Raw genomic sequence first — 5,375 nt, 5'->3', positions numbered from 1 at the left:
CGGCGACCTCTACAATGCCATTGTAGCGCTCTCCCAGCTGAGCTATGGCCCCACTGTGCTGGAAAGACGAACATCTTAGCGGGCGTTCAGCGAAGTCGTCAAGCGGTCATCGCTGAATTTTTGCCCTCTCCCGCGAGGCCTGTTCCGATCGGATCGGGCGACGCCGGGTCGAGTTCGACGGGGCGCAATCTTGTCATGCCATGACCGCGTTCGGCTAGATACTCGAGCCACTTGCCGAGGAAAGTATTCATGCGCATGCGGTGGCCGATCACTTCCGCCGGCGGCGGGTACATGCCGATCACGTCCTGCCAGCGCCGGCCGACGTAGCAATGGGTGGCCTCGACCTGGTGCGCGTCGTGATAGAGCCGCAAAAACGCGGAAGGATCGGGTTCGCCGGTCAACGGATCCTGCAGCGCGTACGTCAGCCGCAGCTCGGTGGTGTAGCGGTGCTGCTCCAGCACGTCCAGGCGCAGATCCAGGCCGTCGCCGACCGAAGACAGATACGTGCCGCGGGCCAGTTCGGCCGGTGCGAACAGGCGCTGCAGGCGCGCATGGTTCTCCGCGTACAAGCCCATCAGCCAGCCGAAGCGGCTGAGCCGAGGGATGCGCGCGAGACGGGAAGCGGACGAGGTCATGCTCGCGATCCTACACGTCCGCAAGCGCTCGCGGCAGGATTGACGGAATCGCGAAAAACCCTTAATTTATAGGCTCTTTCGCGATGCTCCGGCGAATCGCCGAGCGGCCCCGTGCGGCGGCCCCGTTCAGCATCGACCTTCCCTCCGCTTCCACGCTCGCCCATCGGCGCGCCGACGCATGCGCGGACCGGCGTCCGCCGCGGCGAAGCGCGGGCGAATGCGCGTCGCGCACCCGCCCGCGCCCTGCCCGCTCAGAACATCTCGCGATGGATGCCGAGCGTGGTCATGACCTTGCTCGAGATCTCCTCGATCGAGGTGTGGGTGGTGCTCAAGGTCGGAATGCGTTCGGCGCGGAACATCATCTCGGCCGCGGCGACCTCGCGCTTGCAGGTTTCCAGTTGCGCATAGCGCGAATTCGGCCGCCGCTCCTGGCGGATCTGTTGCAGCCGAACGGGGTCGATGGTCAGGCCGAACAGCTTGTTGCGGTAGGGGCGCAGCCGCGGCGGCAGGCGGTCGTGCTCCAGGTCTTCCTCGGTCAGCGGATAGTTGGCCGCGCGCACGCCGTAATGCAGGGCCAGGTAGACGCAGGTCGGGGTCTTGCCGGCCCGCGACACCGCGACCAGGATCAGGTCGGCCTCGGCATAGTCGATGCTGGCGCCGTCGTCGTGGGTCAGGGCGAAATTCATCGCGTTGATGCGGCGGTGGTAGGTCTCGAAGTCGACCAGGCCGTGGGCCTGGCCGATCCGGCGCTGGCGGGTCTCGTGCAGCTCCCGCTCCAGCGGCTCGATGAACGGCGCGAACACGTCCAGCATCAGCGCCCCGCTCTCGGCCAGGGCCGCGCCGACCTCGCCGTCCATGCAGGAATTGATCACCACCGGCCGCACCCCGTACTCCACCGCGGCCTCGCGGATCTTGGCCGCCACTTCCCGGGCCCGATCCACGCTGTCCACGAACGGTATCCGGTCGGTCACGAACCGGGTCTCGGTGAACTGGGTCAGCAGGCTGTGGCCGATGGTCTCGGCGGTGATGCCGGTGCCGTCGGAAACGTAGAAAACCGGTCGGGTCCCGGCCATCGATCACCTCGTCTGGGTAGTGCGCCAATACGAAAAAGCCCGCCGGATCAAGCTTGTATGCACCCGACGCCCGGGCGATCATAGCGGTCTTGGCCGCGAACGCGTCCCCGCCCCCCTCGGAGATTGTGTGTCTTGAACGAGAACATCCTCTGGCTGCATGCGCTACGCCTCGACGACCTGGCCCGGGTCGGCGGCAAGAATTCCTCGCTCGGCGAGATGATCGGCCACCTGTCCAACCTCGGCGTCTCGGTGCCGGGCGGCTACGCCACCACCGCCGAAGCCTTCAAGGCCTTCATCGCCCATAACAACCTGCACCAGCGCATCTACGACAAGCTGGCCACGCTGGACGTCGAGGACGTGCCGCAGCTGACCGCGGCCGGCGGCGAAATCCGCGGCTGGGTCATCGACGCGCCGCTGCAGCCCGAGCTGGACCGGGACATCCGCGCCGCCTACCGCCAGCTGTGCAGCGAGAACGGCGGCGGCGACGTCGCGGTCGCGGTGCGTTCCTCGGCGACCGCCGAAGACCTGCCCGACGCCTCCTTCGCCGGCCAGCAGGAAACCTTCCTCAACGTGACCGGCGAAGACGACGTCGTGCACAAGGTCAAGGAAGTCTTCGCCAGCCTGTACAACGACCGCGCCATCGCCTACCGCGTCCACCACGGCTTCAAGCACGAGGACGTGTTCCTGTCCGCCGGCGTGCAGCTGATGGTGCGCTCCGACGTTGGCGCCTCGGGCGTGCTGTTCACCCTGGACACCGAGTCCGGCTTCCGCGACGTGGTGTTCATCACCTCCAGCTACGGCCTGGGCGAGATGGTCGTGCAGGGCGCGGTGAACCCGGACGAGTTCTACGTCTACAAGCCCACCCTGGCCCAGGGCAAGCCGGCGATCCTGCGCCGCTCGGTCGGCGCCAAGCAGCTGCGCATGGTCTATTCGAACCAGCCCGGCGAGCGCGTGCGCACCGAGGACACCCCGGCCGAGCTGCGGGTCAAGTTCTCGATCGACGACGCCGACGTGCACGAGCTGGCCAAGCAGGCGCTGGTGATCGAAAAGCATTACGGCCGCCCGATGGACGTGGAATGGGCGAAGGACGGCGTCAGCGGCAAGCTGTTCATCGTCCAGGCGCGCCCGGAAACGGTGAAGTCGCGCGCCAAGGCGACCCAGATCGAGCGCTACCAGCTCGAAAAGCGCGGCGAAGTGATCGCCGAAGGCCGCGCGATCGGCCAGAAAATCGGCACCGGCGTGGCGCGCGTGGTGCGCAGCCTCGACGACATGAGCCGGGTCCAGCCCGGCGACGTGCTGGTCGCCGACATGACCGACCCCGACTGGGAGCCGGTGATGAAGCGCTCGGCCGCCATCGTGACCAACCGCGGCGGCCGCACCTGCCACGCGGCGATCATCGCCCGCGAGCTCGGCGTGCCGGCCGTGGTCGGCACCGGCAACGCGCTGGACACGGTCAAGGACGGCGACACCATCACGGTCAGCTGCGCCGAAGGCGATACCGGCTACATCTACCACGGCGCCCTGCCCTTCGAGCGCCACGTCGCCGACCTGGAAAAGATGCCGCCGGCGCCGCTCAAGGTGATGATGAACGTCGCCAACCCGGAGCGCGCGTTCGACTTCGCCATGCTGCCCAACGCCGGCGTCGGCCTGGCGCGGCTGGAGATGATCATCGCCAGCCACATCGGCATCCACCCGAAGGCGCTGCTCGAGTACTCGGCGCAGGACGCGGCGACCAAGAAGAAGATCGACGAGAAGATCGCCGGCTACGGCGGCGACCCGGTGCAGTTCTACGTCGATCGCCTCGCCGAAGGCATCGCCACCATTACCGCCTCGTTCGCGCCGCACCCGGTGATCGTGCGCCTGTCGGACTTCAAGTCCAACGAATACGCCAACCTGATCGGCGGCTCGCGCTACGAGCCGCACGAAGAGAACCCGATGATCGGCTTCCGCGGCGCCAGCCGTTACGTCGATCCCTCGTTCTCCGACGCCTTCGCCCTGGAATGCCAGGCGGTGCTGAAGGTGCGCGAGCAGATGGGCCTGACCAACTGCTGGATCATGATCCCGTTCGTGCGCACCCTGGACGAGGGCCGGCGGGTGATCGAGGTGCTGGAGAAGAATGGCCTGCGCAAGGGCGAGAATGGCTTGCAGATCATCATGATGTGCGAGGTGCCGTCGAACGCGCTGCTGGCCGACGAGTTCCTGGAGATCTTCGACGGCTTCTCGATCGGCTCCAACGACCTGACCCAGCTCAGCCTGGGCCTGGACCGCGACTCGGCGATCGTCGCCAAGCTGTTCGACGAGCGCGACCCGGCGGTGAAGAAGCTGCTGGCCATGGCCATCTCGGCCGCGCGCGCCAAGGGCAAGTACGTCGGCATCTGCGGCCAGGGCCCCAGCGACCACCCCGACCTGGCCGAGTGGCTGATGGACCAGGGCATCGAGTCGGTGTCGCTGAACCCGGACACCGTGGTCGACACCTGGCTGCGCCTGGCCAAGGCGAAGGCCAAGGCCTGATCCGGCGATGACCGAACAGGACGCGGTGCAGGCGCTGGTGCCCAAGTCCCTGCTGGGCCTGGAAACCAGCGGCTTCGACCTCGACAAGCTGCTCGCCTGGGCGCAGAGCAAGGGCCTGACCCTGCTCAGCGCCCTGGCGATCCTGCTGATCGGCCTGTGGCTGGCCAAGCGCCTGTCGCGGGCGTTGGAGCGGGTCATGACCCGCGCCAACATGGAAGTCACCCTGCGCGGCTTCCTGCGCAACATCGCCTACGCGGCGATGGTGGTGGTGGTCGGCGTCGCCACCCTGCAGCAGATCGGCGTACCGATGACCTCGGTGCTGGCGGTGCTCGGCGCCGCCGGCCTGGCGATCGGCCTGGCACTGAAGGACTCGCTGTCCAACATCGCCTCCGGGGTGATGCTGATCGTGCTGCGCCCGTTCCGCGCCGGCGATCATGTGCAGGCCGCCGGCGTCGAGGGCACGGTGGAGCAGATCCGCGTGTTCCAGACCCGCCTGCGCACCATCGACAACCGGGTGATCGTGCTGCCGAACAGCCTGATCACCACCGCGGCGATCATCAATTTCACCGCCAACCCGAAGCGGCGCATCGACCTCACCGTCGGCGTCGGCTACGACGACGACCTCAAGACCGCCAAGGACACCCTGCTCAGCCTGGCCAAGGGGCACGCCAACGTCCTGCAGGACCCGGCACCGGAAGTGCTGGTGACCGCACTGGCCGAAAGCAGCGTCAATCTCGAGCTGCGCGCCTGGGTCAAGACCGCCAACCTGGTGCGCACCCGCAGCGATCTGGTCGAAGGCATCCGCAACGAGCTGATCGGCAAGGGCCTCAACATCCCCTACCCGCAGCGCGACCTGCACGTCTACCACCACGACGCCGACGGCCGCCCGCTCGCCGAGCTGCTGACCCAGTCGATCGCCGACGACGGCGACGTGCCGGCCCCGGCCGGCAAACCCAAGCCCTGAGCGGCGGGCAGCTTTTCCCGTCGGCCCCGCGATCGGTCACGACCGCCTGGTAGGCCGGGCTTCGGTGGCTTGCGCTTGCGCACGTCGCTGCGGTTGTCGCGGCTCACGCCGCTCCTACAAGAGCCAGCCCGGGGTAGGAGCGACGCAAGTCGCGACCGCGGGACGCGCAGAGGCGACCGGGCCGTCGCCAAT

At 67.7% G+C, this 5,375-nt stretch carries 4 protein-coding genes; 2 read left to right on the top strand and 2 right to left on the bottom strand.

Translation table 11 applies throughout. The features are described 5' to 3' along the window. Positions 1 to 98 precede the first annotated feature (98 nt). Together TX83_RS18960 and ppsR are read right to left on the bottom strand one after the other, a co-directional pair. Positions 99 to 635, bottom strand: coding sequence for a DUF1249 domain-containing protein (locus TX83_RS18960; protein WP_064749554.1), 537 nt, complete (start codon positions 633 to 635; stop codon positions 99 to 101). 251 nt (positions 636 to 886) lie between these two features. Beyond that, a complete protein-coding gene (gene ppsR / locus TX83_RS18955) occupies positions 887 to 1,708 on the bottom strand; it encodes a posphoenolpyruvate synthetase regulatory kinase/phosphorylase PpsR (RefSeq protein WP_064749553.1) in 822 nt (273 codons plus the stop codon). Positions 1,709 to 1,840: 132 nt separating this feature from the next. On the opposite strand from ppsR, the gene ppsA reads away from it, so the two are divergent. Together ppsA and TX83_RS18945 are read left to right on the top strand one after the other, a co-directional pair. After that, complete coding sequence (gene ppsA, locus TX83_RS18950; RefSeq protein ID WP_064749552.1) at positions 1,841 to 4,219, top strand: phosphoenolpyruvate synthase; 2,379 nt, start codon at positions 1,841 to 1,843, stop codon at positions 4,217 to 4,219. Positions 4,220 to 4,226: 7 nt separating this feature from the next. Next, on the top strand, positions 4,227 to 5,183 hold the full coding sequence (locus TX83_RS18945) for a mechanosensitive ion channel family protein (protein ID WP_064749551.1): 957 nt from the start codon (positions 4,227 to 4,229) through the stop codon (positions 5,181 to 5,183). Positions 5,184 to 5,375 lie beyond the last annotated feature (192 nt).

Source organism: Lysobacter antibioticus HS124 (genome assembly GCF_000336385.2).
In the GTDB taxonomy this organism is placed as follows: Bacteria; Pseudomonadota; Gammaproteobacteria; order Xanthomonadales; family Xanthomonadaceae; genus Lysobacter; species Lysobacter firmicutimachus.
This window is presented reverse-complemented; position numbering and strand designations above follow the sequence as displayed.